Source organism: Pseudomonas sp. MOIL14HWK12:I1, from assembly GCF_000510705.1.
In the GTDB taxonomy this organism is placed as follows: domain Bacteria; phylum Pseudomonadota; class Gammaproteobacteria; order Pseudomonadales; family Pseudomonadaceae; genus Chryseomonas; species Chryseomonas oryzihabitans.
Window position 1 is genome coordinate 757515 of sequence record NZ_AZNY01000003.1, and the last position, 23972, is coordinate 781486.

A 23972-nucleotide genomic window follows, 5' to 3' on the forward strand; every position below is an offset into this window, starting at 1 on the left:
GGCCGTGCGTCGCCAGGGAGTTGCAATGCAAAAGCTGTGGTTGCGTCTTGCAGGTGTAGTCTTGGGTTGCACCCTGGGTCTGACCCAGGCCCGTGCCGAGTTGCCGGATTACTACCAGGTCGTGCTCCTGACCGAGAATTATCCTCCCTTCAACATGTCGGTCGATGACAAGAACTTCGCCCGCGATGACGCCATCGACGGTATCGCCACCGATATCGTCCGCGAGATGTTCAAGCGGGCCGGCATCAAGTACAGCCTTTCGCTGCGCTTCCCCTGGGACCGCATCTATCGGCTGACCCAGGAGACGCCCAACTACGGCCTCTTCTCCGTGGCCTACACCGAGGCGCGCAAGGATCAGTTCAAGTGGGTGGGCCCTTTCGGCCGCTCGAGCTGGACCCTGCAGGCGCTGCCTGGCAGCAAGCTGGACGTCAAGACGCTCAAGGACGCCGCCCGCTATCGCATCGGTACCTATCGCAACGATGTGATCAGCAAGACGCTGACCGCCCAGGGCATTCCGGTCATCGACGCCCTGCGCGATCAGGAGAACGTCGACAAACTGGTGAAAGGCCAGATCGACATCTGGGCTACCGCCGATCCTGTCGGCCGCTATCTCGCCAAGCAGCAGGGGGTGACCGGCTTGCAGACGCTGCTGCGCTTCAACGAGGTGGATCAGTATCTGGCGTTGAACAAGGACACCCCTGACGAGGTGGTGATACGCCTCAGGGCGGCGCTGGAGCAGATGCGCAAGGAAGGAGTGATCGACAGCATCACCAACAACTACCTCTGACGCCTGGAGGCCGCTCGCTAGCGATAGCGACCGGCGCGGCCGTGCCCGGGCATGGCCTGGTTGGCCCGCAGGGCGATCATCTGCGGCAGGTCGATGACCTCCACGCCCTGGGCCTTGAGCAGCGGCAACTGCTGGGCCAGCACCGCCAGGGTCGCCGGGTGCGGATGGCCGATCAGCACCGCGCTGCCCTGGCGCTGGGCCAGGCGCACGCCTTCGGCCAGCTGGGCCGCCACCGCCGCCGGGGTGGCGTCGTTGTCGAGAAAGACATCGCGCGAGACGCTGGCCAGGCCGATCTTCTGGGCTTCCGCCGCGGCCACGGTGGCCGCGCTGGTGCGGCTGTCGAGAAACAGCAGGTGACGCTCCTGCAGGACCTGCATCAACTCGGCCATGGCGGGGCGGTCCGCGGTCATGCGACTACCTTCATGATTGTTCACCCCATCCGCCTCGGGTACCCGTTCCAGCGCCCGGTCCAGGCGTTGCAGGCGCTCGGCCGAGGACATCTCCGGATGCCAGGCATAGGGACCGCCGGCCGGGTCCATGGGCAGGTGCAGCAGCACGGTGCGTCCGGCGCGGTGGGCCACGGTGGCCAGTTCGGCGGCGTAGCGGGTCTCGGGGATGATCGCCAGGACCACCGGCGCGGGCAGGGCCAGGACCTGCCGATCCCGCGCCGGATTCTGCCCGAGGTCGTCGATGACGATGGTCAGCTGCGCGGTGGCGGCCTGGGCGAGGGTGCCGACCAGGGCGAGCGCCCCGGCCAGTAGCCAGCGTCCCGCCCTCACGGGGTATGGGTGACGTTGAGTCCCTTGAGCAGCGACAGCGCCTGGGAGAGCTGGAAGTCGTCATCCTGCGGCCGCGGACTCTGGTTGGGCGCCTTGCTGCCGGTGGGCCGATCGGCGCCGCCATTGCCATTGCCCAGGTGACCGGCCAGATCGGCTTCGCGGAAGTATTCGTCGCCGCCGCTCTGCGGGGTGACCTTGGCCGGCGCCACGGCGATGTCCGGGGTGATGCCCTGGGCCTGGATGGAGCGCCCGCTCGGCGTGTAGTAGAGCGCCGTGGTGAGCTTGAGCGCGCGGTCGTTGTTGAGCGGCAGCACCGTCTGCACCGAACCCTTGCCGAAGCTGTCGGTGCCCATGAGGATGCCGCGCTTGGAATCCTGCAGGGCACCGGCGACGATTTCCGCGGCCGAGGCGCTGCCGCCATTGATCAGCACCACCAGGGGCACCTTCTCGCTGGGATCGGCGGCATCGGCCGAGAAGCGCAGCTCGGAGTTGGGCAGGCGGCCCTTGGTGTAGACGATCAGACCGTGGGTCATGAAGGCATCGGCCACCTCGACCGCCGACTGCAGGACCCCGCCTGGGTTGTTTCTCAGGTCGAGGATCAGGCCCTTGAGCTTGCCCTTGTTCTCCTGACGCAGCTTGCCGAGCGCCTTGACCGTCTCTTCGCCGGTATTGACCTGGAACTGCGAGATGCGCAGCAGGCCGTAGCCGGATTCGAGCAGCTGGCTCTTGACGCTGTTGACCTTGATCACCGCCCGCGCCAGCTTGACGTCGAACGGCTGGCCGCCACCGCGGACGATGGTCAGCACGATGGGGCTGCCCGGCTTGCCGCGCATCTTGTCGACGGCTTCGTTGATGGCCTGGCCCTTGGTGGGCTGACCGTCGATCTTGACGATCAGGTCGCCCGGTTGCAGGCGCGCCTTGGCCGCCGGGGTGTCGTCGATGGGCGAGACCACCTTGATGAAGCCGTTCTCCTGGCCGACTTCCAGGCCCAGGCCGCCGAATTCACCGCTGGTGGTTTCCTGCAGTTCGGCGAAGTCCTTGGGTTCCAGATAGGCGGAATGCGGATCCAGGTTGCTGAGCATGCCCTTGATGGCGTTCTCCAGCAGGACCTTGTCCGACACCGGCTCCACATAGGCGGCCTTGATGCGGTCGAACACCTCGGCGAAGGTGCGCAGCTCGTCCAGCGGCAGCGGAGCACTGGCCGGTGCCGCGGGCGCGGCGCCCGGTGCGACCGGCGTCACCGCAGCCGGCGTGCTCTGCGACGATTGCGCCTGGACGACTCCGACGCCGCTGAACAGCAGGGCGAGGACCAGGACGGTGGGACGAAAGCGATGCGGCATGTGCAGCTCCTAAACCGAGGTGTGTCGCACTATCCCTGAGCACGGCACCAGATGACCGGGTCCGTCGGGCGGCCCTGTTGGCGGATGGCGAAGTACAAGGCGGAGGCTTCCTGACCGCCGCTGGCGCCGACGGTCGCGATGGCATCCCCGGCCTTGACCACGTCACCCGCAGACTTGAGCAGGCTCTGATTATGTCCGTACAGGCTGAGATAGCCATTCCCATGATCGATGATAACCAGTTGGCCGGCGCCTCTTAGCCAGTCGGCGAAGACCACCCGGCCATCGTGCACCGCCTTGACCCGGGTACCGGCTCCGGCTGCGATCAGGACACCGTCCCATTTCGCGCGGGGGTCGTCGCCGCGGGCACTGCCGAAACGCGCCACCAGACGGCCATCGACCGGCCAGGGCAGCTTGCCGCGGGCATTGGCGAAGGCGCCGCCATAGGCAGGTGCTGCACTAGACACCGCCAGTTCCGGGGCGTTCGAGGGGCGCGGGGCTTTCGGCTCGCTTTGCGCCTGGCGCCGTGCCGCTTCCCGTGCTTCGGCGGCGCGGGCTTCGGCCAGTTGCCGCTGACGGGCTTCCTCCGCTTCGCGGGCCTGGCGCGCGAGGGTTTCCTCGATGGTCTTGAGCACCTTGTTCAGCGCGGCCTGATCCTGCTCGCGGTTCTCGATCTCGCGACTCTTGTCGCGGTAGTCCGCGTTGATCTTGGCCAGCGCCGCCTGGCGCTCCTTGCGTACCTCGGCCAGCTCCGCCTGACGCTTTTCCAGGTCTTCGCGACGGGCGACCAGGTCGCTCTGCTCCTGCTGGATGCCCTGTTCCACCTCGCGGATCTCGCGCAGGGTGTCGTTGAAGGTGGCGAGCTGATCCAGCCGGGTGCGATTCAGGTAGTTGTAGTAGGTGAGGGTGCGGCTGACCTTTTCCGGATGCTCCTGGTTGAGCAGCAGCTTGAGGTATTCCTGGCGTCCGCTCTGGTAGGCGGCCCGCACCTGCACGGCGATCAGCTGTTGTTGCTCAGCGCGAGACTGGTCGAGCTTCTTCTTGCGCCCGTCCAGCTCTTGCAGCTTTTTTTCGCCGTTCTCCAGCTGCTTCTGCAGCGAGTCCACCTGCTTTTCCAGCTCGCCCATCTGGGTCTCGGTGCCCTGCAGCTGCTTCTGCACGCCGGACTTCTCGGCCTGCACCTGCTTGAGGACCTTCTGCATCTCCTGGATTTCCCGGCGGGTCTGCTCGATCTGCCGCTGGGTATCGGCGCGATCGTCGGCCAGGGCGGGAGCGAGAACGCTGGCAAGCAGGAGAAGGGCGAGAACACGGCGCATGCGAGGTCGTACGTTTCTAGGGCGAAGCGCCTAGTATGCCCGTCACATCCGGCAAAAAAAACGGCAAGGCACGCCGTTCAGCGTTCACGGCCCGACCAGGCGGCCAGGCTGCGAACGAGGGGGCATTTCCGTTTCAGTAGCCGACGGTGAAGCGGGTACGGTGATGAACGGGACGTTCGACCTCGTCGAGCAGGGCCACGGCGAAGTCTTCGTAGGAGATGTGGCTGTCCCCGGCCGCATCGAACAGCAGGGTATCGTCGCCCAGGCGGAAGCGGCCCGTGCGGGTGCCCGGGGCGAAGACCATCTGCGGACTGACGAAGACCCAGTCGAGGTCGCTGACCCCGCGCAGGGCGTCCAGGGTAGCGATACCGGCCCCGGCTTCGCTGCGGTATTCCGCGGGAAAGGCCGGCGCATCGAACAGTCGCGAGCCGTCCGGCAGCTTCAGGCTGGCGGCGCCGCCAACGATCAGCAGGCGCGGGATGCCAGTGGCTCTGGCGAAGTCGATCAGCGTATCCGGTGCGATGTCGGCGAATCTCAGGCTGCTGACCAGCACGTCATGGCCGGACAGCGCCTTGGCCGCCTGCGGATCCTTGGCGTCGCCGGCAACCACGTTCAGGTCGGCACGGGACGCCAGGCGCGCGGGTTCCCGCACCAGGGCGGTGACCCGGTGGCCACGGGAGAGGGCTTCATCGAGCAAGCGACTGCCGACGTTACCGGTGGCGCCGAGCAGGGCGATGGAGGTCATGGCTGGATTCCTCGTAAATGAAGGGAAGCCAAGCCTAGGCAGAGCGACGGAAGCCGCCAAGGAGGCAGTTCGGGATGAGCTGGTTACCTGCGGATAACCCGGGGGCGGCGAGGGTATGGCGCCATCGGGGGGCTGTGTATACTGGCCAGCATTTTTAGCCCTCCTTGGATAGTTCTTTCATTATGGAATTTCTCGGTCGGGTGGTCGAATTCGCCACCCATCATCCGCTGCTCGTCGCCGCCTTCCTCGCCATCGTCGCCCTGATGCTGTTCAACGAGACCCGTCGGGGCGGGCGCAGCCTGTCCACCGGCGAACTCACCAACCTGGTCAATCGCGAAGAGGGCGTGGTGCTCGACATCCGCCCGAGCAAGGACTTCGCCGCCGGGCATATCGTCGGCGCGTTGAACATCGCCCAGGAGAAAGTCGCCAGCAGCCTGTCTCTACTGGAGAAGCACAAGGCCAAGACCCTGATCGTGGTGGACAGCGCCGGCCAGCAGGCCGGCGCCGTGTGCGGCGATCTGCAGAAGGCCGGCTTCACCGCCGCTCGGCTGAACGGCGGCATCGCCACCTGGCGTGCAGAGAATCTGCCCCTGGTGAAGTGAACCCCTAGCGTGGCCGCCTCATCGGCCACTGGAGACCGCGCATGTCTGACGTCGTCATCTATACCAGTGCCTGGTGTCCCTATTGCCATCGTGCCAAGCACCTGCTCGATCGCAAGAACGTGGCCTACCGGGAAGTCTCCGTCGACGGCCAGCCGGCGCTGCGCAGCGAGATGGCCCGCAAGGCCGGTCGCACCAGCGTGCCGCAGATCTGGGTCGGCAGCACCCACGTCGGCGGTTGCGACGATCTCTATGCCCTAGACCGAAGCGGACGTCTCGATCCGCTGCTGTCCGCCTGACCAACACTCATCACTCAAGGCCCTACCATGACCGACCAAGCCAATGGCGCCCAGGAAGACGGCGCTCAGTTCTCCCTGCAACGCATCTACATCCGCGACCTGTCCTTCGAAGCGCCCAAGAGCCCCGAGATCTTCCGTCAGGACTGGCAGCCCAACGTCAACCTGGACCTGGCCACCCGCCAGAAGACCCTGGGCGACGACTTCCACGAAGTGGTGCTGACCCTGACCGTGACCGTCAAGAACAACGAAGAGACCGCCTTCATCGCCGAAGTGCAGCAGGGTGGCATCTTCCTGATCAAGGGCCTGGACGCCGCCTCCATGGCCCATGCCCTGGGCGCCTTCTGCCCCAACATCCTGTTCCCCTACGCCCGTGAAGCGCTGGACAACATGGTGGTGCGTGGCTCCTTCCCCGCGCTGATGCTGCAGCCGGTGAACTTCGACGCCCTCTACGCCCAGGAACTGGCGCGCATGCAGACCGCCGGCGAAGCCTGATCGGCGCCGCTGCGGTGACGAACGCCCCTTGCCAGGGGCGTTCTGCTATCTGGCCTTCAGCTTGCGACTGGCGCGCCAGAGATCGAAGCTGAACACGGCAAGGCCCGTCCAGATGCAGATGAAGGCGAACAGCCGCTCGCGGGGGAAGGGTTCGTCGTAGAGCCAGACCGCCTGGATCAGCACCAGGGTCGGCGCCAGGTACTGCAGGAAGCCCAGGGTCGAATAGGGCAGCTTGCGCGCCGCGGCGTTGAAGCACAGCAACGGGATCAGGGTGACCGGCCCGGCCAGCACGATCAGCAGGCCCAGCGAGGATTGCCAGGTCTCCGCCTGCAGACTCACCCCCGGGGTCAGCAGCGGCAGCGCGACCAGGGCGATCGGCACCAGCATCCAGCTCTCCACCACCATGCCCGGCAGCGCGGCTACCGGCGTCTGCCGCCGCACCAGTCCATAGAAGGCGAAAGTCAGCGCCAGCGCCAGGGAGACCCAAGGCAGTTGCCCCAGGGTCCACAATTGCTGGGCGACGCCCAGCACCGCCAGGCCCACGGCGATCCACTGCAGCGGCCGCAGGCGTTCACCGAGGATCACCAGGGCGAGCAGGATGTTGACCAGCGGATTGATGTAGTAGCCCAGGCTGGCCTCGACCACATGGGCGTTGTTGACCGCCCAGATGTAGACCAGCCAGTTGCAGGCCACCAGGGCGCCGGACAGCGCCAGCCAGAGCAGCCGTCGCGGGTGGGCGCGCAACTCCGCCCACCAGCCGCGATGGCGCCAGACCAGCAGCAGCAAGGCGCTGAACAGGGCGGACCAGAGGATGCGCTGGAACAGGATTTCGGTCGCCGGCAGGGCCGCCAGCAGCTTGAAGAACAGCGGAAACAAGCCCCACAGCCCATAGGCGGTGAGGCCCAGGGCATAACCCTGGCGCAAGGCAGACATGAGAGGTCCTTAGGCAGGCAACGTTCTTGTCCGGGCAGGATAGCCTAAGGGGCGGTGTGATGTGGGAGTGACGACAGCAAGCGTTTGCCTGCTGCGCCACTGCGCTATCGCGGCCATGGCGGCCCGCCGATGCGGCCGCTCCTACGGAGACTCCTGTGCCTGTAGGAGCGGCCCATGGCCGCGATCAGTGCTGTAGCGTGGAAAACGACGCGGTCTTTTCCACTGAGGAGTTCATCGCGCGTCCTACCCTCACCCCCGCCCTCTCCCAGAGGGAGAGGGGGTATCCGAGCCCGTAGCGTGGAAAACGGCGTAACCTTTTCCACTGAAGAGTTCATCGCACGGCTTACCCTCACCCCAGCCCTCTCCCGGAGGGAGAGGGGGGTATCCGGGCCTGTAGCGTGGAAAACGGCGTAGCCTTTTCCACTGAAGAGTTCATCGCACGGCTTACCCTCACCCCAGCCCTCTCCCGGAGGGAGAGGGGGATATCCGGGCCTGTAGCGTGGAAAACGGCGCAGCCTTTTCCACTGCGTCGCAGCAAGCCTAGAACAGCCGCAACGGCGCCTCGTCCAGGGCGGCGCGTTGTTCGCGCAGGGTGAGGATCTGGTCGCCCCAGTAGCGTTCACTGCCGAACCAGGGAAAGCTCTTGGGAAAGGCCGGATCGTCCCAACGACGTGCCAGCCAGGCGCTGTAGTGCATCAGCCGCAGGGTGCGCAGCCCCTCGATCAGGGCCAGTTCGCGCGGCTGGAAGTCGTGGAATTCCTCGTAGCCGTCCATCAGCTCGGACAGCTGCGTCAGCCGCTCCTGGCGATCGCCGGCCAGCAGCATCCAGAGATCCTGCATGGCCGGACCGTGGCGGCAGTCGTCGAGGTCGACGATATGGTAGGCGTCATCGCGGCAGAGCAGGTTGCCCGGATGGCAGTCGCCGTGCAGGCGGATGACGTCGTAGCTGACGCTTTCGAAGAGTTCGTCGAGACGCTGCAGCAGGTCGCGCGCCACCGATTCATAGGCTGGCAGCAGGCTCTGGGGAATGAAGTTGCCGGTCAGCAGCGTGTCCAGCGAGGCATGGCCATAGCCCTGGACGTCCAGCGTCTCGCGGTGCTGGAAGGGGCGGCTGGCGCCCACCGCGTGCAGGCGACCCAGCAGCTGGCCGAGTCGATGCAGCTGATTGAGATCACCCGGCTCCGGCGCCCGGCCACCGCGGCGGGGAAAGAGCGCGAAGCGAAAGCCGGCATGATTGAACAGCGTCTGGCCGTCGCGCTGCAGGGGCGCGACCACCGGCACCTCGCGCTCTTCCAGTTCGGCAGAAAAGGCGTGCTCTTCCAGAATGGCCGCGTCGGTCCAGCGATCCGGGCGATAGAACTTGGCGATCAGCGGGGTCTCGCCTTCGATGCCGATCTGGTAGACGCGGTTCTCGTAGCTGTTGAGGGCCAGTACCCGGGCATCGCTGAGATAGCCCAGGCTTTCGATGGCGTCGATGACGAGGTCGGGACTCAGATTTTCGAACGGATGAGACATGGCGCGCTCCTCGGTCACGGGGGACGATGGCGATTGCCACCCTGCATCCGGGAGATGCTAGCGCATGCCCGAGCCCCATGGCGAAGGCTCGAGCGCTATCCGCTCGCCGGTCAGGCGCCGATCACACCGCCATCTTCGCGGCTGATGACCATTACCGAAGAGCGTGGCTGGCCGTTCGGCTGGGCCTCGGGAAAGCTCGAACCGCCTTCCTCGCCCGGGTGCTGGATGCCGACGAACATCGTCTTGTAGTCCGGCGAAAAGGCCAGGCCGGTGACCTCGCAGCCGACCGGACCGACCAGGAAGCGGCGCATCTCGCCGCTGCGCGGATCGGCGCAGAGCATCTGATTGTTGCCCATGCCCTCGTAATCGCCCTTGTTGCTGTACTTGCCGTCGGTGAGCACCCACAGCCGGCCGGCGGCGTCGAAGCCCAGGCCATCGGGACTGTTGAACATGTTCTCGGCGTTGATCTGCTGAGAGCCCGCTTCCGGCTTGCCCGGGTGCACCTTGGGATTGCCGGCGATGACGAAGAGGTCCCAGTCGAAGCTCAGGGCCGCGGCATCGTCACCGCTCTCGCGCCAGCGCACGATCTGGCCGTAGAGGTTGTTGGCGCGGGGATTGGGGCCGCCCACCGGCATGCCGTCCTCGCCGCGCTTGGTGTTGTTGGTCAGGGTGCAATAGACCTGGCCGTCCTTGGGGCTGACGGCGATCCACTCGGGTCTGTCCATGCGCGTGGCGCCGACCTGGGTGCCGGCCTGGCGGGCGTGGATGAGCACCTCGGCCTGGCTGGCGAAGCCGTTGGCGGCGGTCAGGCCGTTCTCGCCATGCACCAGCGGCAGCCACTGGCCGCGACCCTTCGGGCGGTTCGGATCACGATCGCCCTCGTCGAAGCGAGCGACATAGAGGGTGCCGTGGTCGAGCAGGTCGCGATTGGCCTTGGGATCGTCCTGCAGGCGCTCGCGGCTGACGAACTTGTAGATGAATTCGCCACGTTCGTCGTCGCCCATGTAGACCACCACGCGGCCATCGCGGGTGCGGGCGAGGGCGGCGTTCTCGTGCTTGAAGCGCCCCAGGGCGGTGCGCTTGACCGGCTTGGCCTGGGGATCGAAGGGATCGATTTCGGTGATCCAGCCGTGACGATTGAGTTCGTGGGGATTCTGCGCCAGGTCGAAGCGATCGTCGTGCAGGTGCCAGTCGTTCTCCACGCTGGCGTGCTTGACGCTGTAGCGCTTCTGGGCGGCGTCGAACTTCAGGTTGGCATCGCGACTGCCGAAGACGTCGGTGAAGTTCTCTTCGCAGGTCAGATAGGTGTGCCAGGGGGTGGCGCCGCTGGAGCAATTCTGGAAGGTGCCCAGCACCTCGCGTCCGGCCGGGTCGGCGGCGGTCTTGAGCAGGTCATGGCCGGCAGCCGGACCGCTGACGGCGATGGGCGTGTTGCCATGCACGCGGCGGTTGTAGGGCGAGCCCTGGACGAAATGCCACTGGCCACCCACGCGCTTCACCTCGATCACCGAGACGCCCTCGGCGGCCTGGGCCTTGCGGGTGTCTTCCAGGGACTTGGGCGGCGTGCCGTGGCTGAGCAGATAGCGGTAGTTGGTGTATTCGTTGTTGATCGCCATCAGCGCCCGATCCGGATCGTCCGGGAAGAGGTAGAAGGCCATGCCGTCATTGTTGTCGCCGAATTGTACCGCCTGGTCGGCGGCGCTCGGGCTGCCATCGGGACGAAAGGCCGGACCGTCGGCGTGCAGCGGCTGGCCCCAGCTGATGAGCACGCTGGCGCGATAGCCGGGCGGCACCACCAGGGTGTCGGCGGTGGAGGCGGGGATGTTGGCGAAGCCGATCAGCGGATTGCCCGAGGCTTCGCTGACGGCGTCGGCCAGGGCGCTGCGACCGAGCAGGCCGCCGCCCAGGAACAGGGCGGCACCGGCCAGGGCGCCGGCACCGATGAAGCGCCGGCGGCTCAGTTGGACGAGGCGTTCGAGATCGGTCTGGTCGTTGTGCATGCTGATGGCTCCCTCACGGTGTGCAGGCGAGGCTAGTCAGACTAAATGACGGTTTGGTGACAGCGCTACTCGCCGGGTGGCGGCGTCCGCGCCAGGCAATAGACATCCACCCGCCGGGCGCCCGTGCGCTTGAGCAGGCGCGCCAGGCTGTCGGCGGTGGCGCCGGTGGTGAGGACGTCGTCCACCAGAGCCAGATGGCGACCCTCCAATCCGGCGTCCTGCACCAGGGCGAAGGCCTGCCGGAGATTGCGCCGCCGCTCGCTGGCGCTCAGGCCCTGCTGGCTGTGCTGCTCCTCCACTCGCTGCAACAGTCCGCCATCCGCCGGTAGCTTCAAGGACTTGCCGAGCCAGCCGGCCAGCAGTGCGGCCTGGTTGAAGCCGCGCTGGCGCAGGCGCAGGGGCGAGAGAGGAACGGGCAGCAGGCACTCCGGGCGCGGCTGACCTTCGTCGAACAGGTGCTGCAGATGCCGCGCCAGCAGCGCCCCGGCCAGACGGCCGAGACTCCCGTGATCGCGGTGCTTGAATCTGTTGATCAGGGTGTCGACCGGAAAGGCATAGCGCCAGGGCGCCAGCACCTGGTCGAAGGCCGGCGGCTTGGCCAGGCAGCCGCCGCAGAACAGGCCGTCCACCGGCAGCGGCAGGGCGCAGCCCTGGTAATGGGGGCCGAGCCAGGGCAATTCGCTGTCGCAGCCTTCGCACAGGGGCAGTCCGGCCGGCAGCCAGGCGGCGCAGAGGGCGCAGCTGGTCCCGGGCCGCAGGCGTTGCCAGTGGCGCTTCAAGGCCTGGGAAAGGGGTGGGGTCATGACGGCGTCCGTGCCGAGCGAGAGCCCTACTGTGCCAGGCGGAGCGCCTGGCGACCAGTCAGCCGCGGATCAGCCAGCTCATCACCATCAGGCCGAGAATCAGCCAGATGACGCCGCCCACCACCGAGCGCGCCATGAAGGCGCGTACCGCGGCGTAGAGCAGCAGCAGGCCGATGGCCAGGACGACGAAGCTAATATAGGAGTCGTCCATGCCGATGGAGCGGGCCATGCCATGGAGAAAGTCGTGCACGGCGTCGGCGAGGCCGCCGAGCACCGAGCCGAACAGATCGATAATGAAACGGATGACCTGGCCGAGCGCGGCGCCGAGCCAGTCGAAGAAGCCTTCAGTACGCATGGATGTTTCCGGATCCTTGGCAATGTCCCTTGGAACCCGCGAAGCCCACGGGGTTCGCTGGTGATCCGCGCTACACTGCGCGTTTTCCGCAGTGTCTCTCAAGTCCTTAGTGATGACCGCTACCGATACCCTTCCGCTGATCCTGCTTCCCGGCCTGCTCTGCGACAGCCGTCTCTGGGCCGCTCAGGCCGCCGACCTGGCCGACGTCTGTCCGGTGCTCATTCCCGACCTCACCCGCGACCTGGGCATCCCTGCCCTGGCGCGCCGGGTGCTGGCCGAGGCGCCGCCGCGCTTCGCCCTGGGCGCCCTGTCCATGGGCGGCTACGTGGCCTTCGAGATCCTGCGCCAGGCGCCGGAACGGGTAGCGCGGCTGGCGCTGTTCGACACCATGGCCAGCCCGGACGCCCCGGAGCGCGCCGCCCAGCGCCGCGCCATGCTCGAACTGGCCGAGCGCGGGCGTTTCCTCGGTATCAGTCCGCAACTCTTGCCGCGGCTGATCCACGCCTCGCGCCTGGGCACGCCGGTGGCCGATACCGTACTGGCCATGGGCAAGGCGGTGGGCAAGGAGGCCTTCCTGCGCCAGCAGCAGTCGATCATCGACCGCCCCGACTCACGCCCGACCCTGGCAGGGATCCGCATCCCGACCCTGATCGTGGTGGGCGCCCAGGACCAGCTGACCCCGCCGGCCGAAGCCGAGCTGATGCACGCCGGCATCCAGGATTCGCGCCTGGTGGTGCTGGACGACTGCGGTCACCTGCCGCCGCTGGAACTGCCGGAGCGCACCTCGGCGCTGCTGCGGGAATGGCTGGCCTGACCCCTCGTCGCGGGCGCTGAACCCGGGCACCAGGCCGGCCTCCATTGGCAAAGCCCCGAGGGAGTCCCGCATGCCGCATCGTCCGTCTCTGTCCGTCCTTTCCCTGATGCTGGGCCTGGCGCCCGCCGCCCTGGCCCTGGCCGCGCCGGTGGGTGCCGGTCAGCCCGAACAACTGCATTTCGCCGACGATGGCGTCATCCCCAACAGTCGCCTGCCCGTATTGCTCTATCGCCAAGTTCCCCTGGCCGGCTCAAACCGCGCCGCCGCCCTGGAGCGGCTGTTCGCCGACAACGCCTGGCCGCCGCAATGGCGCTATGGCGTCTACGATTATCATCACTATCACCCCAATGCCCATGAAGTCCTTGGCGTGGCGCGCGGGCAGGCGCGGCTGCGGCTGGGTGGCGAGCAGGGGCAGGATGTGGAGGTGACCGCGGGCGACGTGGTGGTGCTGCCGGCAGGGACCGGGCACCGCAACCTGGAATCCAGCGCGGATTTCCTGGTGGTGGGCGCCTATCCGCCCGATCGGCAGGACTTCATCACCCAGCGCGCCGATCCGGCCGCCCATGCCCGTTCAGTCGAATTGATCGCCCAGGTGCCTGTGCCACTGACTGATCCGGTGACCGGACGGGAAGGGGCGCTACCCGAGCTCTGGCGCTAGCAGAGTCGCGTCAGGGTGGCTTCGTCCGGCTGGCCGGCGAAAAAGGTCTTCAGCGCCTGGCGAAAGGGTTCGGGGTCTTCGGCCACGGCGGCGAAGAGGGTCAGGCAGGAATGGAATTTGAGATCGTCCGGCTGGCCGAACAGCGCCGTGGCCGACAGCTGCGGATGCTCCAGCGCGGCGGCGGTGATCTCCCGCAGGCGGGGTCCCAGCAGCGGATGCGCCAAGTAGGCACTGGCCTCGTCGCGGGAGGCGATGGCGTAGCGCTGCGCCGTCTCGCTGCGGCCCAGCCCCTGGATCTGCGGAAAGATGAACCACATCCAGTGGCTGCGCTTGCGCCCGGCGCGAATCTCCGCCAGGGCGGTGGCATAGGTGTCGGCCTGGGCGTCGAGGAAGCGTTGCAGATCGTGAGCGGCGGGCATGGCGAAACTCCGGGCCTTTTGCCTATCGGCAGATGGACCCGGAGGAAGTGCCGGTCAAGGGACGAGCGGTCTAGCCTCGCACCGCGCGATAGGTCGTTTCACCGCCTTCGCTGACCTCGTCCAGATCGATACGCGAGGTCTCGGGCAGACTCAGGCCGCCGATCAGGCCGAGCAGGGCGATCAGGATCAGGTAGAGCGCCGGCGAGAGATTGCTGCCGGTGGCGCCGATCAGCCAGGTCGCCATCAGCGGCGCGGTGCCGCCGAAGATGGTGTAGGCCAGGTTGTAGGTGATGGCCCCGGCGGTGTAGCGCGTGCGGGTGGGGAAGACCTCGCTGAGCAGCGGTGCGGTCACCACGTTGCACAGCACCGCCCCGGCGCCCAGCAGTAGGGAGCCCAGCAGGGCGCTGCCGAACTGGCCGCTGCTGGCCAGCAGCAGCGCCGGATAGACGCCCACCGCCAGCACCAGGCTGGCCAGCACAGTGGTCATGCGCCGGCCGATGCGGTCGGTAACGCGTCCCAGCACCGGACAGGCCGCCGCCGCCGCGAACAGGGTGATCAGGCTGATGGCCAGGGCCGCGGCCCGGTCGAAGCCGCCGGCCAGTTGCAGGTAGGTGGAGAAGTAGGTGGTGAACATATAGAAGGACAGCGCCGTCAGCGAGATGAAGGCGCCCAGGCGCAGGATCGAGCGACCCTGCAGCCTGAGCGTCTCGCCCAGCGGCGAATGGCTGACCTCATGGTCCGCTTCCAGCGCCTGGAAGGCCGGGGTCTCGTCCAGCTTCAGCCGCAGATAGAGACCGATCAGGCCCAGCGGCGCGGCGGCCAGGAAGGGGATGCGCCAGCCCCAGTCGGCCATGGCGGCGGCGCCCAGCAGTCGCTCCAGGCCCCAGGCGGTCAGGGCCGCGCTGGCAAAGGCGAGAAAGGTCGAGACCGGTACGAAGCTGCCATAGCGCCCGCGGCGATCGCGCGGTGAATGCTCCATCACGTAGGCGCAGGCCCCGGCGTATTCGCCGCCGGCGGAAAAGCCCTGGGCGCAGCGGATCAGCGTCAGCAGGATCGGCGCCCAGATGCCGATGGTGGCGTAGCTGGGCAGGATGCCGATCAGGGCGGTGGCGCCGGCCATGATCAGGATGGTCAGGGCCAGGGTGCGCTTGCGGCCGATGCGGTCGCCCAGCAGGCCGAAGACGATGCCGCCCAGTGGCCGGAAGGCAAAGGCCACGGCAAAGACGGCAAAGGTCTTGAGCAGGCCGGCGGTGGCGTCGCCACTGGGAAAGAAGTGCGCCGCGAGCAGGGTGGCGAGAAAGCCATAGAGGGCGAAATCGAACCATTCGACGAAGTTGCCGATGGATGCGGCGGAGATGACCTTGCGCAGGGTGGCGGGTGAAACGGAAGTCGCTGTCTGGCTCATGGCGGGCCTCGGGAAAGGGCGGAGACGGAGGCAGAAATGGAGCGCCTTGTTTTATTGTCATGACATCGGGGCGTACCGCAGGATCGACCCTAGTCCTTTTCCCGTGACCGAGCAGTCCCGCCAGCGACTTGTCCACCGTTGGAACCGACTTCAGGAGTCCCGCCATGACCATGACGACCACCTATGCGGAAAAGGAGCCCGCCCGCGCTGATGTCGACGCCCTGCCGGGTGTCACCCTGCTGGAATTCGGCGCACCCTGGTGCGGACACTGCCGCGCCGCCCAGCCGCTGCTGGCCACGGCGCTCGCGGACTACCCCGGCGTGCGCCATCTCAAGATCGAAGACGGTCCCGGCCGCCGCCTGGGACGCTCCTTTCGCGTCAAGCTCTGGCCCACGCTGATCGTCTTCAAGGACGGCCAGGAACTGGCGCGGCTGGTACGTCCGGCGACGGCGGCGGCCCTGGACGAAGCCCTGGCCCTGGCGGACTGACCGGTCGTTCCGCTCGTCCTCGCCACGCTTGACAAGGCCAGGCCTGGAACATTAGTTTCAAACGACTGTTTAAACGCCCTGGCGGTAGGTCCGCAGCGACGCTGCCGCCACCCTCGACAACAAGCATTCGCAAAGAGGTAACAGTCATGCCCGATTACAAAGCCCCCCTGCGGGACATCCGCTTCGTCCGCGACGAACTCCTGGGCTATGACGCGCACTACCAGAGCCTGCCCGGGTGCGGCGACGCCACTCCCGACATGGTCTCCGCCATCCTCGAAGAAGGCGCCAAGTTCTGCGAACAGGTCCTGGCGCCGCTCAATCGCATCGGCGATCAGCAGGGCTGCACCTGGAGCGAAGACGGGGTGAAGACCCCCGATGGCTTCAAGGAAGCCTATGCCCAGTTCGTCGAAGGCGGCTGGCCGAGCCTGGCGCACAACCCGGCCCACGGTGGCCAGGGCCTGCCCGAGTCCCTTGGCATCTCTCTCTCGGAAATGGTCGGCCAGGCCAACTGGTCCTGGGGCATGTACCCCGGCCTGTCCCACGGCGCCATGAACACCCTGGAGCAGCACGGCACCGACGAGCAGAAGCACACCTACCTGGAAAAGCTGGTGACCGGCGAATGGACCGGCACCATGTGCCTGACCGAACCCCACTGTGGTTCCGACCTGGGCATGCTGCGCACCAAGGCTGAGCCGCGTGCTGACGGCAGCTACGCCATCACCGGCACCAAGATCTTCATCTCCGCCGGTGAACACGACATGGCCGAGAACATCGTCCACATCGTGCTGGCCCGCCTGCCCGACGCCCCCGCCGGCACCAAGGGCATCTCGCTGTTCATCGTGCCCAAGCGCCTGCCCGACGCCAGCGGCGCGGCCGGCGAGCGCAACGCCGTGCACTGTGGTTCCCTGGAACACAAGATGGGCATCCACGGCAACGCCACCTGCGTGATGAACTTCGACGGCGCCACCGGCTTCCTGATCGGCCCGCCGAATCGCGGTCTGAACTGCATGTTCACCTTCATGAACTTCGCCCGCATCGGCACCGCCCTGCAGGGCCTGGCCCATGCCGAGGTGGCCTTCCAGGGCGGTCTGAAGTACGCCCGCGAGCGTCTGCAGATGCGTTCCCTGACCGGTCCCAAGGCGCCCGAGAAGCCCGCCGATCCCATCATCGTGCACCCCGACGTGCGCCGCATGCTGCTGACCATGAAGGCCTTCGCCGAAGGCAGTCGGGCGATGATCTACTACACCGCCAAGCTGGTGGACATCCTCAAGTACAGCCAGGACGAAGAGCAGAAGCAGCAGGTCGAGACCCAGCTGGCCTTCCTCACCCCCATCGCCAAGGCCTTCATGACCGAGGTGGGTTTCGAGGCGGCGAGCCACGGCGTGCAGATCTACGGCGGCCACGGCTACATCGCCGAGTGGGGCATGGAGCAGAATCTGCGCGATGCCCGCATCGCCATGCTCTACGAGGGCACCACTGGCATCCAGGCCATCGACCTGCTGGGTCGCAAGGTGCTGATGACCCAGGGTGAATCCCTCAAGGCCTTCACCAAGGTGGTGCACAAGTTCTGCCAGGCCAACGCCGAGAATGCCCAGCTCAAGGCCTTCGTCGAGCCGCTGGCCAAGCTGAACAAGGAGTGGGGCGAGATCACCCTCAAGGTCGGCATGGCCGCCATGAAGGATCGCGAAGAGGTGGGCGCCGCCGCCGTCGACTACCTGATGTACTCCGGCTACTGCTGCCTGGCGTACTTCTGGGCCGACATGGCCCGGGTCGCCGCCGAGAAGCTGGCCGCCGGTACCGAGGAGGCCGCCTTCTACCAGGCCAAGCTGGCCACCGCGCGCTTCTACTATGAGCGCCTGCTGCCCCGTACCCGCGCCCATGCCGAGGCGCTGCTGGCCGGCGCCGGTAGCCTGATGGCCCTGGCCGAGGAAGACTTCGCCCTCGGCTACTAAGGCGTCGCCGTTCCACTGAAAACCCCGCTCCGGCGGGGTTTTCGTCTTTTCGCGTCCGCGAAAAAAACACCTACTGCAGACCTCCGATCGGCTGACCATCGGGTCAGATCATGAACCTATGTCTCCCTTCCGGTTCGGTCTTACACTCGGGTCATACCGATAAGAACACCTTCCGAGGAGACTCGACATGGCCGACTACACCCCGCCGCTTCGCGATATCCGTTTCGTGCTGGATGCCGTCTTCAAGGTCAAGGACCGCTGGAGTCAGTGGCCCGCCCTGGCCGAGGTGGTGGACGGCGAGACCGCCGATGCCATCCTCGAAGAAGCCGGCAAGCTGTGCGCCCAGGAACTGGCGCCGCTCAATCGCAACTCCGATGAAGAAGGCTGCCACTGGCAAGCCGGTGAAGTGACCACGCCCCAGGGCTTCCGCCAGGCCTACCAGGCCTTTGCCGAAGGCGGCTGGGTGGGGGTTGGTGGGGATCCCGAATACGGCGGCATGGGCATGCCCAAGGTGCTCACCGCCCAGGTCGAGGAAATGATGCACGCCAGCTGCCTGGCCTTCGGTCTCTATCCGATGCTTAGCGCCGGCGCCTGCCTGGCCCTGCACGCTCATGGCAGCGAAGCCCTGAAGCAGGCCTACCTGCCCAATCTCTACAGTGGCCAGTGGGCCGGCTCCATGTGCCTGACCGAGCCCCATGCCGGTACCGACCTGGGCCTGATCCGCACCCGCGCCGAGCCCCAGGCCGACGGCAGCTACCGGGTCACCGGTACCAAGATCTTCATCACCGCTGGCGAGCACGACCTCACCGAGAACATCATTCACCTGGTGCTGGCCAAGCTGCCCGATGCGCCGGCCGGTTCCCGGGGCATCTCGCTGTTCCTGGTGCCCAAGATCCTGGTGGACGAGGCGGGCGCCCTGGGCGCGCGCAACGCCGTGGCCTGTGGCTCCCTGGAACACAAGATGGGCATCAAGGGCGCCGCCACCTGCGTGATGAATTTCGATGGCGCGGTCGGCTATCTGGTGGGCGAGGTCAACAAGGGCCTGGCCGCCATGTTCACCATGATGAACTACGAGCGCCTGGGCGTCGGCATCCAGGGTCTGGGCTCGAGCGAACGCTCCTACCAGAACGCCCTGGCCTATGCCCGCGAACGCCTGCAGAGCCGCTCCCCGGCCGGTATCCAGCAGGCCGCCAAGAACGCCGATCCCATCATCGTCCACCCCGATGTGCGGCGCATGCTGCTGACCATGAAGGCGCTGAACGAAGGCGGCCGGCTGTTCTCCAGCTATGTGGCCCTGCAACTCGACACCGCCAAGTACAGCCCCGAGCCGGCCGAGCGCGAACGCGCCGAAGCCCTGGTGGCGCTGCTCACCCCGGTGGCCAAGGGATTCCTCACCGATCTCGGCCTGGAACTCTGCGTCGCCGGCCAGCAGGTGTTCGGCGGCCATGGCTACATCCGCGAATGGGGTCAGGAACAGCTGGTGCGCGACGTGCGCATCACCCAGATCTACGAAGGCACCAACGGCATCCAGGCCCTCGATTTGGTCGGCCGCAAGCTGGCCGGCAGTCGTGGCGCCCTCTACCGGCCCTTCAGCGAAGAGGTCCATGGCTATCTCGCCAGCCTGCCGGCGGACAACGAATTCGCCGCGCCCCTGCGCCAGGCCCTGGATCAGCTGGACGGCGCGACCGAGTGGCTGCTGCAGGCCGGCGCCAGCGACCCCCATGAGCTCGGCGCCGCCTCGGTGGACTACCTGCACCTGTTTGGCTATGTCGCCTATGCCTATCTCTGGGCACGGGCCGCGGCTGCCGCGGCGGAGCAGGACGCGGCCTTCGCCGAAGCCAAGCTGGCCACCGCACGCTTCTATTTCGCCCGCCTGCTGCCGCGCACCCTGAGCCTGGCGGCCGCCGTGCGCAGCGGCGCCCAGCCGCTCTACGCCCTGGCCGAGGAGGCCTTCTAAGCTGTTGACGGAAAAGGTGAAAAGCCATGTCGTGTAAGCTTTGGCTTACATGACATCGCCGCGATAAGCCATCGCCTACACCCGGGTAGCTGCGTAATCTACACCCATCGGATCGCGGTACAGGATGTACCCAGCGCTCCAGATGACTTCAAGGAAATGTGGCCAGGATGGCCCCCCGGCAAGGATGTCAGGCAGAGACTTACAGGGATAGATGGCCAAGGATTGGCGGCCCGACAAGGATGTTGGGTTAAGTCTGCGAAACCCCGCTTCGGCGGGGTTTTTTATTGCCTGCCGGAACCTGATTCAGGCCCTGCCAGTCTTAGAGGCATCTTCTTGCCTGCCTGCTACTGGAGCCTGAAATGGACCTCATCCGCCTCATCTTCGCCATCATCCTGCCGCCCGTGGGCGTCTTTCTCCAGGTCGGCTTCGGCGGCGCCTTCTGGCTGAACATCCTGCTGACGCTGCTGGGTTACATTCCGGGTATCATCCATGCCGTCTGGGTGATTGCTCGTCGCTGAACCCACGGCCGGATCGCGGCCCCGGTGCCGCAAGCGACTGGCTGACCTAGGGGTCAGCGCAACCGAAGCGGCAGGGGCTTGAGGGCAAGAGGTCCGCGCTAGGCGAGGGCGCTTCCTGCAGCCCTGTTCGAGGCCTGCCGGCCCACCACACCGGTATCCTTGATCGACCGCCGGTGGTGCCACGGTCAGTGACGACACCCCTCCGCAGGCCGAGGCTTTGCCGTCGCCGACCGTTTTGTCCCGTACAAGGCTTTCAGACCCCATGAATCGCGAGTCGCCCCTCGATCAGAAGCATTTCAGCCAGATCCTCAAGCGCAATCTCTCCCTGCCTCTGAGCATCGGTGTCTTCAGCGCGATCTTCTTTATCGCCATCATCTATTACCTGCTGAAGGTCACCCAGTGGGTCGAGCATACCGACCGCGTCATCAGCGAGGCCAATGCCAACTTCCGCCTGGTGGTCGACCTGGAAACCGGGATGCGCGGCTATCTGCTGAGCGGCAATACCGCGTTCCTGCAGCCCTATGAACGCGCGCTGCCCAATGTCGAGCCGCAGCTCGATGAATTGAAGAATCTGGTCAGCGACAGTGCCGTGCAGATCCGGCGCCTGGAACGGATCGAAGCGGTGCATCGCGAGTGGCGCGACTATGCGAGCCGGGTGATCGATGCGCGGCGGTTGGGTGGCGATTTCCAGACGCCGCTGAACGATGGCCAGGGCAAGAACCGCATCGACAGCATCCGCCGCGACTACACCGATTTCATCGCCTACGAAGAGCAGATGCGCGCCGAGCGCACCGAGACGGCCAGTCGCATGACGGTGATCTTCGTCGCCGCCTTCCTCATCGTCAGCCTGCTGCTGTCGGGCATCATGGCCTTCTTCGGGCGCCGCGAGCTCATGCGACTCTCCGCGACCTATACCCGGCTGCTCGATCAGCAGGCCGAGCACACCGACAATCTGGAACGGCAGAGCTGGTTCCGTTCGGGCCAGAATCAGCTGTCGGAAGCCGTCATCGGCCAGGCGTCACTGGCGCCCTTGGGGCAGAGCATCCTGCAATTCCTGGCGCGCTATCTCGGCGCTGCGGCCGGCGCCCTCTATGTGCGGCTCGACGACGGCAGTCTGGAGCGCGTCGCCGACTACGCCCTGGACGACGAGGGCCGTCGTCGGCGCCAGCGCCTGGCGCCGGGCGAGGGGCTGGCCGGTCAGGCGGTGCTGGACGGTCGCGTCATGGCGCTGGAGCAGTTGCCCGCCGACTACCTCAAGGTCAATTCAGCCCTGGGTGAACGCCAGGCCAGCGCAGCGCTCATCGTGCCCATCGAGAACGACGGCCGGGTCAATGGCGTGGTCGAGCTGGGCTTCCTGCGTGCCCTGCGCCCGCAGGACGAGGAACTGCTGACCCTGATCGCCGATTCCATCGGCTCCTCGGTGGAAGCCGCGCGCTATCGCCAGCGCCTGCAGCAGGTCCTGGCGGAAACCCAGCAGCTCAACGAAGAACTCCAGGTGCAGCAGGAAGAACTGCGCACCGCCAACGAAGAACTGGAAGAGCAGTCCCAGGCGCTCAAGGAGTCCCAGGTCCATCTGGAGCAGCAGCAGGCGGAGCTGGAGCAGACCAACGAGCAGCTCTCCGAACAGGCTCAGGAACTGCTGCAGCAGCGCGACGTGCTGGACGACCGCAACAACCGCCTCAACGAAGCCCAGCAGATGCTGGAAGACCGCGCCCGTGAGCTGGAGCGCGCCAGCCAGTACAAGTCCGAATTCTTGGCGAACATGTCCCACGAATTGCGCACACCGCTGAACAGCTCGCTGATCCTGTCCAAGCTGCTGGCCGACAACCCGGCCGGCAACCTCAGTGGCGAGCAGGTGCGCTACGCCGAATCCATCTATTCGGCGGGCAATGACCTGCTGACCCTGATCAACGACATCCTCGACATCTCCAAGGTCGAGGCCGGCATGCTGGAGATCCGCCCGGAGCAGATGTCCGTGCGCCGCCTGGTGGAAGCCCTGAAGACCGCCTTCGAGCCGGTGGCCCAGAACAAGGGTGTCGCCTTCGTGGTGGAGCTGGACGCGCGGATGCCGCCGGCCTTCTTCAGCGATCGCCAGCGGGTCGAGCAGATCCTCAAGAATCTGCTGTCCAACGCCTTCAAGTTCACCGAGCACGGCCAGGTGACCCTGCGCCTTTCGCTGGAAGACGGCCAGCCCAGCTTCGCTGTGAGCGATACCGGCATTGGCATCGCCGCCGAGCAGCAGGAGCTGATCTTCGAGGCCTTCCGCCAGGCGGATGGCGCGATCACCCGTCGCTATGGCGGCACCGGCCTGGGACTGTCGATCTCCCGTGACCTGGCACTGCTGCTAGGCGGCACCCTGAGCGTCACCAGCCAGCCGGGGGAGGGCAGCACCTTCACCCTGCGCCTGCCGCTGGAGTATCAGGAAGCCGCTGCGCCTGCTCTACCCATTACCCCGGTTACCGCCCCTGCCGCGAACACCGCGCCGGCCGCGGCATCCGCGCCCCTGCCGGCCCTGGCCGCCACCCCGCGTCCGCCAGCTGCACCGCCGATCACCGAGGCGGCGGCTCCCGTGGGAGCGGCCTTCGCCGACGACCGGGACGACTGGCCCTATCCGGATCGCCGGGTCCTGGTGATCGAAGACGAGGTGCCCTTCGCGCAGATCCTCTTCGATCTGGCCCACGAACTGAAATACAGCTGCCTGGTGGCCCATCGCGCCGAGGAAGGCTTCGCCGCGGCCTTGGAATACCGTCCGGACGCCATCCTGCTGGACATGGGCCTGCCCGATCATTCCGGTCTCACGGTGCTGGAACGGCTCAAGGAAAACCCGCTGACCCGCCACATCCCGGTGCACGTGGTCTCGGCCTCGGATCGCATCGAGACGGCCATGCACATGGGCGCGGTCGGCTACGCCATCAAGCCCACCACCCGCGACGAACTCCGCGAGGCCTTCACTCGCCTGGAAGCCAAGTTCGCCGCCGGCATCAAGCGGGTGCTGCTGGTGGAAGACGACGCCCTGCAGCGCGACAGCATCGCCAAGCTGATCGGCGACGTGGACGTGGAGATCACCGCGGTGGAGATGGGCAGCCAGGCCCTGGAACTGCTGCGCGACGAGGTCTACGACTGCATGGTCATCGACCTCAAGCTGCCCGACATGGAAGGCGGCGAGCTGCTCCAGCGCATGGCCAGCGAAGACATCTGCTCCTTCCCGCCGGTGATCGTCTACACCGGGCGCAGCCTGACCCGCGACGAAGAGGCGGCGCTGCTCAAGTATTCGCGCTCCATCATCATCAAGGGCGCGCGCTCGCCCGAGCGGCTGCTCGACGAGGTGACCCTGTTCCTGCACAAGATCGAGGCCGACATGCCGCTCGATCGCCAGCGCATGCTGGAAAGCGCCCGCAGCCGCGAGAAGGCCTTCGACGGCCGCACCCTGCTGCTGGTGGACGACGACGTGCGCAACATCTTCGCCCTCACCAGTGCCCTGGAGCAGAAGGGCGCCAAGGTGGAGATCGCCCGCAATGGCCTGGAGGCGCTGGAAAAGCTCGACAACAGCGACACCATCGACCTGGTGCTGATGGACATCATGATGCCGATGATGGATGGCTACGAAGCCATGCGCGAGATCCGCAAGCGGCCGCACATGAAGAAGCTGCCGATCATCGCCATCACCGCCAAGGCCATGAAGGACGACCAGGAGCGCTGCCTCGCCGCCGGCGCCAGCGACTACCTGGCCAAGCCCATCGACCTGGACCGGCTGTTCTCGCTGATCCGCGTCTGGATGCCGTCGCTGGAGCGGCTGTAGGT

22 protein-coding genes are annotated in these 23972 nt (G+C 66.6%); 11 read left to right on the top strand and 11 right to left on the bottom strand.

The annotated features are described in order from the left end of the window. Positions 1 to 25 precede the first annotated feature (25 nt). Positions 26 to 787 (top strand): ABC transporter substrate-binding protein, encoded by a 762-nt coding sequence (locus PSEK12I1_RS0103505; RefSeq protein ID WP_027597484.1) that lies wholly within the window; start codon positions 26 to 28, stop codon positions 785 to 787. Positions 788 to 804: 17 nt separating this feature from the next. Here PSEK12I1_RS0103505 and PSEK12I1_RS0103510 read toward each other — a convergent pair whose 3' ends face one another. The 4 genes from PSEK12I1_RS0103510 to PSEK12I1_RS0103525 all read right to left on the bottom strand — a co-directional run bounded on the left by PSEK12I1_RS0103510 (position 805) and on the right by PSEK12I1_RS0103525 (position 4964). Continuing rightward, a complete protein-coding gene (locus PSEK12I1_RS0103510; RefSeq protein WP_027597485.1) occupies positions 805 to 1566 on the bottom strand; it encodes a divergent polysaccharide deacetylase family protein in 762 nt (253 codons plus the stop codon). Then, positions 1563 to 2906 carry a S41 family peptidase gene (locus PSEK12I1_RS0103515; RefSeq protein WP_027600695.1) on the bottom strand — a complete coding sequence of 448 codons (1344 nt, stop codon included), beginning with the start codon at positions 2904 to 2906 and terminating at the stop codon, positions 1563 to 1565. The genes PSEK12I1_RS0103510 and PSEK12I1_RS0103515 overlap by 4 nt, the downstream gene beginning before the upstream one ends. Positions 2907 to 2935: 29 nt before the next feature. Next, entirely contained in the window at positions 2936 to 4219 is a 1284-nt protein-coding gene (locus tag PSEK12I1_RS0103520) for a murein hydrolase activator EnvC (RefSeq protein WP_027600696.1), read from the bottom strand. Positions 4220 to 4352: 133 nt separating this feature from the next. After that, positions 4353 to 4964, bottom strand: coding sequence for an NAD(P)-dependent oxidoreductase (locus tag PSEK12I1_RS0103525; RefSeq protein ID WP_027600697.1), 612 nt, complete (start codon positions 4962 to 4964; stop codon positions 4353 to 4355). A gap of 182 nt (positions 4965 to 5146) precedes the next feature. Here PSEK12I1_RS0103525 and PSEK12I1_RS0103530 point away from each other — a divergent pair, with 182 nt between their 5' ends. The 3 genes from PSEK12I1_RS0103530 to secB are packed head-to-tail and all read left to right on the top strand — an operon-like array spanning position 5147 to position 6354. Beyond that, on the top strand, positions 5147 to 5566 hold the full coding sequence (locus tag PSEK12I1_RS0103530) for a rhodanese-like domain-containing protein (RefSeq protein ID WP_007159777.1): 420 nt from the start codon (positions 5147 to 5149) through the stop codon (positions 5564 to 5566). 41 nt (positions 5567 to 5607) lie between these two features. Next, positions 5608 to 5862, top strand: coding sequence for a glutaredoxin 3 (gene grxC / locus PSEK12I1_RS0103535; RefSeq protein WP_007159776.1), 255 nt, complete (start codon positions 5608 to 5610; stop codon positions 5860 to 5862). A 27-nt stretch (positions 5863 to 5889) separates the two neighbouring features. After that, positions 5890 to 6354 carry a protein-export chaperone SecB gene (gene secB, locus PSEK12I1_RS0103540; RefSeq protein ID WP_007159775.1) on the top strand — a complete coding sequence of 155 codons (465 nt, stop codon included), beginning with the start codon at positions 5890 to 5892 and terminating at the stop codon, positions 6352 to 6354. 45 nt (positions 6355 to 6399) lie between these two features. On the opposite strand, the gene rarD is transcribed toward secB, so the two are convergent. The 5 genes from rarD to PSEK12I1_RS0103565 form a co-directional block, all read right to left on the bottom strand. Next, on the bottom strand, positions 6400 to 7287 hold the full coding sequence (gene rarD, locus PSEK12I1_RS0103545; RefSeq protein ID WP_027600698.1) for an EamA family transporter RarD: 888 nt from the start codon (positions 7285 to 7287) through the stop codon (positions 6400 to 6402). Between the two features lie 540 nt (positions 7288 to 7827). Continuing rightward, on the bottom strand, positions 7828 to 8802 hold the full coding sequence (locus tag PSEK12I1_RS0103550; RefSeq protein ID WP_007159773.1) for a serine/threonine protein kinase: 975 nt from the start codon (positions 8800 to 8802) through the stop codon (positions 7828 to 7830). Positions 8803 to 8912: 110 nt separating this feature from the next. Then, entirely contained in the window at positions 8913 to 10802 is a 1890-nt protein-coding gene (locus PSEK12I1_RS0103555) for a PhoX family phosphatase (protein WP_027600699.1), read from the bottom strand. A 65-nt stretch (positions 10803 to 10867) separates the two neighbouring features. Further along, positions 10868 to 11605 carry a ComF family protein gene (locus PSEK12I1_RS0103560; RefSeq protein WP_037006630.1) on the bottom strand — a complete coding sequence of 246 codons (738 nt, stop codon included), beginning with the start codon at positions 11603 to 11605 and terminating at the stop codon, positions 10868 to 10870. Positions 11606 to 11663: 58 nt separating this feature from the next. Beyond that, positions 11664 to 11960, bottom strand: a complete 297-nt coding sequence (locus PSEK12I1_RS0103565; protein ID WP_007159771.1) for a hypothetical protein — start codon at positions 11958 to 11960, stop codon at positions 11664 to 11666. A gap of 112 nt (positions 11961 to 12072) precedes the next feature. On the opposite strand from PSEK12I1_RS0103565, the gene PSEK12I1_RS0103570 reads away from it, so the two are divergent. Then, complete coding sequence (locus PSEK12I1_RS0103570) at positions 12073 to 12774, top strand: alpha/beta fold hydrolase (RefSeq protein ID WP_027600701.1); 702 nt, start codon at positions 12073 to 12075, stop codon at positions 12772 to 12774. Between the two features lie 70 nt (positions 12775 to 12844). Continuing rightward, positions 12845 to 13432, top strand: a complete 588-nt coding sequence (locus tag PSEK12I1_RS0103575) for a cupin domain-containing protein (RefSeq protein WP_081737515.1) — start codon at positions 12845 to 12847, stop codon at positions 13430 to 13432. Here PSEK12I1_RS0103575 and PSEK12I1_RS0103580 read toward each other — a convergent pair. Beyond that, the gene (locus tag PSEK12I1_RS0103580; RefSeq protein WP_027600703.1) at positions 13429 to 13851 is read right to left on the bottom strand and encodes a DUF1810 domain-containing protein; all 423 of its coding nucleotides are present in this window, start codon (positions 13849 to 13851) and stop codon (positions 13429 to 13431) included. The genes PSEK12I1_RS0103575 and PSEK12I1_RS0103580 overlap by 4 nt on opposite strands. A gap of 70 nt (positions 13852 to 13921) precedes the next feature. Beyond that, positions 13922 to 15256, bottom strand: a complete 1335-nt coding sequence (locus tag PSEK12I1_RS0103585) for an MFS transporter (protein ID WP_027600704.1) — start codon at positions 15254 to 15256, stop codon at positions 13922 to 13924. 164 nt (positions 15257 to 15420) lie between these two features. On the opposite strand from PSEK12I1_RS0103585, the gene PSEK12I1_RS0103590 reads away from it, so the two are divergent. From PSEK12I1_RS0103590 to PSEK12I1_RS0103610, 5 genes are all read left to right on the top strand, one after another. Further along, positions 15421 to 15744: a thioredoxin family protein gene (locus PSEK12I1_RS0103590; protein WP_027600705.1), complete on the top strand. Its 324-nt coding sequence runs from the start codon at positions 15421 to 15423 to the stop codon at positions 15742 to 15744. A 146-nt stretch (positions 15745 to 15890) separates the two neighbouring features. Beyond that, positions 15891 to 17696: a phenylacyl-CoA dehydrogenase gene (locus tag PSEK12I1_RS0103595; protein ID WP_027600706.1), complete on the top strand. Its 1806-nt coding sequence runs from the start codon at positions 15891 to 15893 to the stop codon at positions 17694 to 17696. Positions 17697 to 17883: 187 nt separating this feature from the next. After that, positions 17884 to 19653 (top strand): acyl-CoA dehydrogenase C-terminal domain-containing protein, encoded by a 1770-nt coding sequence (locus PSEK12I1_RS0103600; RefSeq protein WP_027600707.1) that lies wholly within the window; start codon positions 17884 to 17886, stop codon positions 19651 to 19653. A 359-nt stretch (positions 19654 to 20012) separates the two neighbouring features. Then, on the top strand, positions 20013 to 20171 hold the full coding sequence (locus tag PSEK12I1_RS24215) for a YqaE/Pmp3 family membrane protein (protein ID WP_007159763.1): 159 nt from the start codon (positions 20013 to 20015) through the stop codon (positions 20169 to 20171). A 262-nt stretch (positions 20172 to 20433) separates the two neighbouring features. Further along, positions 20434 to 23970, top strand: a complete 3537-nt coding sequence (locus PSEK12I1_RS0103610; RefSeq protein WP_027600708.1) for a response regulator — start codon at positions 20434 to 20436, stop codon at positions 23968 to 23970. Positions 23971 to 23972: the final 2 nt, after the last annotated feature.

Excerpts from the sequence above, each read along its gene's own strand:
- PSEK12I1_RS0103505 (WP_027597484.1), top strand. The coding sequence starts at position 26 with ATGCAAAAGCTGTGGTTGCGTCTTGCAGGTGTAGTCTTGGGTTGCACC.
- PSEK12I1_RS0103515 (WP_027600695.1), bottom strand. The coding sequence starts at position 2,906 with ATGCCGCATCGCTTTCGTCCCACCGTCCTGGTCCTCGCCCTGCTGTTC.
- PSEK12I1_RS0103520 (WP_027600696.1), bottom strand. The coding sequence starts at position 4,219 with ATGCGCCGTGTTCTCGCCCTTCTCCTGCTTGCCAGCGTTCTCGCTCCC.
- PSEK12I1_RS0103525 (WP_027600697.1), bottom strand. The coding sequence starts at position 4,964 with ATGACCTCCATCGCCCTGCTCGGCGCCACCGGTAACGTCGGCAGTCGC.
- PSEK12I1_RS0103530 (WP_007159777.1), top strand. The coding sequence starts at position 5,147 with ATGGAATTTCTCGGTCGGGTGGTCGAATTCGCCACCCATCATCCGCTG.
- grxC (WP_007159776.1), top strand. The coding sequence starts at position 5,608 with ATGTCTGACGTCGTCATCTATACCAGTGCCTGGTGTCCCTATTGCCAT.
- secB (WP_007159775.1), top strand. The coding sequence starts at position 5,890 with ATGACCGACCAAGCCAATGGCGCCCAGGAAGACGGCGCTCAGTTCTCC.
- rarD (WP_027600698.1), bottom strand. The coding sequence starts at position 7,287 with ATGTCTGCCTTGCGCCAGGGTTATGCCCTGGGCCTCACCGCCTATGGG.
- PSEK12I1_RS0103550 (WP_007159773.1), bottom strand. The coding sequence starts at position 8,802 with ATGTCTCATCCGTTCGAAAATCTGAGTCCCGACCTCGTCATCGACGCC.
- PSEK12I1_RS0103555 (WP_027600699.1), bottom strand. The coding sequence starts at position 10,802 with ATGCACAACGACCAGACCGATCTCGAACGCCTCGTCCAACTGAGCCGC.
- PSEK12I1_RS0103560 (WP_037006630.1), bottom strand. The coding sequence starts at position 11,605 with ATGACCCCACCCCTTTCCCAGGCCTTGAAGCGCCACTGGCAACGCCTG.
- PSEK12I1_RS0103565 (WP_007159771.1), bottom strand. The coding sequence starts at position 11,960 with ATGCGTACTGAAGGCTTCTTCGACTGGCTCGGCGCCGCGCTCGGCCAG.
- PSEK12I1_RS0103570 (WP_027600701.1), top strand. The coding sequence starts at position 12,073 with ATGACCGCTACCGATACCCTTCCGCTGATCCTGCTTCCCGGCCTGCTC.
- PSEK12I1_RS0103575 (WP_081737515.1), top strand. The coding sequence starts at position 12,845 with ATGCCGCATCGTCCGTCTCTGTCCGTCCTTTCCCTGATGCTGGGCCTG.
- PSEK12I1_RS0103580 (WP_027600703.1), bottom strand. The coding sequence starts at position 13,851 with ATGCCCGCCGCTCACGATCTGCAACGCTTCCTCGACGCCCAGGCCGAC.
- PSEK12I1_RS0103585 (WP_027600704.1), bottom strand. The coding sequence starts at position 15,256 with ATGAGCCAGACAGCGACTTCCGTTTCACCCGCCACCCTGCGCAAGGTC.
- PSEK12I1_RS0103590 (WP_027600705.1), top strand. The coding sequence starts at position 15,421 with ATGACCATGACGACCACCTATGCGGAAAAGGAGCCCGCCCGCGCTGAT.
- PSEK12I1_RS0103595 (WP_027600706.1), top strand. The coding sequence starts at position 15,891 with ATGCCCGATTACAAAGCCCCCCTGCGGGACATCCGCTTCGTCCGCGAC.
- PSEK12I1_RS0103600 (WP_027600707.1), top strand. The coding sequence starts at position 17,884 with ATGGCCGACTACACCCCGCCGCTTCGCGATATCCGTTTCGTGCTGGAT.
- PSEK12I1_RS24215 (WP_007159763.1), top strand. The coding sequence starts at position 20,013 with ATGGACCTCATCCGCCTCATCTTCGCCATCATCCTGCCGCCCGTGGGC.
- PSEK12I1_RS0103610 (WP_027600708.1), top strand. The coding sequence starts at position 20,434 with ATGAATCGCGAGTCGCCCCTCGATCAGAAGCATTTCAGCCAGATCCTC.